This window comes from Frankia sp. CcWB2 (genome assembly GCF_977927585.1).
Window position 1 is genome coordinate 3,717 of record NZ_CDWRCM010000119.1, and the last position, 1,996, is coordinate 5,712.

The 1,996-nt window shown below is 69.3% G+C and carries 2 protein-coding genes; both read left to right on the forward strand.

Annotated elements, in window-relative coordinates; all coding sequences use genetic code 11:
• The first annotated feature begins 263 nt into the window (after positions 1-263).
• Positions 264-1,367 (forward strand): MBL fold metallo-hydrolase, encoded by a 1,104-nt coding sequence (locus ACY45C_RS13535; RefSeq protein WP_462187967.1) that lies wholly within the window; start codon positions 264-266, stop codon positions 1,365-1,367.
• A 33-nt stretch (positions 1,368-1,400) separates the two neighbouring features.
• Entirely contained in the window at positions 1,401-1,982 is a 582-nt protein-coding gene (locus tag ACY45C_RS13540; protein WP_462187968.1) for a TerD family protein, read from the forward strand.
• The last annotated feature ends 14 nt before the right edge of the window (positions 1,983-1,996 follow it).

A 1,996-nucleotide genomic window follows, 5' to 3' on the forward strand; every position in this document is an offset into this window, starting at 1 on the left:
AAAGTATGGTGCCGCCCGGTTCGGGGGGTACCGGACGGCACGGTATAGCACGACAGATTGGCCAGGACGCGCCAAGGTTTCGTCGGGTGGTGAAGGTATCACCGCGACGACCATTCGTCGCGGATGGGGAACGATCAGGGGCGCGGCATCATCCAAAGACGGGTGGCATCCAAAGACGGGTGGCGCAGGCCCAGAGACGGGTGTTGCAGGCCCGGGGCGCCGCGGTACGCGATGCACGCGCCGCCGGGCGCCGGAGAAAACGGGTGGGTGAGGTCGTGGACGCTGCTCTCGGGGATGTCGGTGTGCCGCGTCAGACCGGGCCGCAGCCGGCCGTGAAGCCGGCCGTGGAGCGGGCCGGCCGGGACGGTGCCGCGCGGTGGCGTCGACCCCTGCCGCCGGTCGAGCAGGTGCGTCCGGGATTGTGGAGTATCCCCGTCCCGCTGCCCTGGGCCAAACCGGCGCACGTGTTCGTGTACGTCTTCGAGACTTCCACGGGCCCGTTCCTGATGGACGCCGGCTGGGACTTCGACGAGGCGTTCGACGCGTTGCAGGCCGGACTGGCGATGATCAGGATGTCGGTGGCCGACGTGCAGGGCGTCGTGGTGACCCATGCGCACCTGGACCACTACGGCCTGGCGCCCCGGATCCGGGAGGCATCCGGGGCGTGGGTCTCGTTGCATCCCCTGGACGAGGCGATGCTCCGGCACTTCGAACATGGTTACGCTGACCGGATCTCCGAGCTGATGACCCGGGCTGGGGCGCCCGCCGAGATGACCGAGCGCCTGCTGGCGGGCTACCAGCAGCCGGCCCGGGGCCTGCCGCGACCCGACATCCTCATCGAGGACGGCGACCGGCCGGACATCCCGGGCTGGGATCTCACCGCACTGTGGACACCGGGCCATTCGCCGGGACACCTCTGCTTCTGGGAGCCGACCAACCGGCTGCTGTTCTCCGGGGACCACGTCCTGCCCTCGACGGCGGTCGGGGTACCCGCGCCGGAGGAGGCTGCTCCTGATCCGCTGGGCGACTACCTGCGCTCGCTGGCCCGGCTGCGGGGCCTGCCGGCCGAGGAGGTGCTGCCGGCGCACGAGCACCGGTTCACCGGGCTGGAGCGCCGGCTCGCGGAGCTCGACGCGCATCACGCCGGCCGGCTGTCCGAGGTCGTCGAGGGACTGCGCGCGGGTGCCTCGCGGGTCTGGGACGTCGCCGGGTACGTGACCTGGCATCGGCCGTTCCGGAACCTGCGGGGGGTGGCGCTGCAGAACGCCGTGATGGACACGACGTCGTATCTCGCGACGCTGGAGGCAACCGGCGCGGCGCGTTCCGAGCCGGGAACACCAGACCGGTGGCGCCTGATCGAGCCGTAGGGCCCGCCGGTCAATTGGTATTAGGGTGAGGATATGACCTCCGTGTCGCTGTCCAAGGGCGGCAATGTCTCGCTGAGCAAGGTCGTCCCCAACCTCACTGCGGTGACGGTGGGCCTGGGGGGGCAGGTGCGGCAGACCACCGGTGCCGCCTACGACCTCGACGCCAGCGCGATCATTGTGAATGACGCCGGCCGGGTCCTTTCCGACGGCTATTTCGTGTTCTTCAACAATCTGGTGAGTCCGGACGGTGCGGTGAAGCACCTGGGTGACAACCTGGTCGGTGGCGGCGGCGGTGACGACGAGCAGATCAACGTCGACCTGCGGACGCTGACCCCGCAGGCGGCGAAGGTCGTGTTCACCGTGTCCATCTACGATGCCGACTCGCGTCGGCAGGCCTTCGGCCAGATCCGTAACGCGTTCATCCGGGTGACGGACGCGACGAACGGCGCGGAGGTGGCCCGTTATGACCTCACCGAGGATGCCTCCACGGAGACGGCGATGATCTTCGGCGAGCTGTACCGCTACGGTGGGGAGTGGAAGTTCCGCGCCGTCGGCCAGGGATACGCCTCCGGGTTGCGCGGGATCGCCCTGGACTTCGGCGTCAACGTTACCTGACTGACCGTACGAGT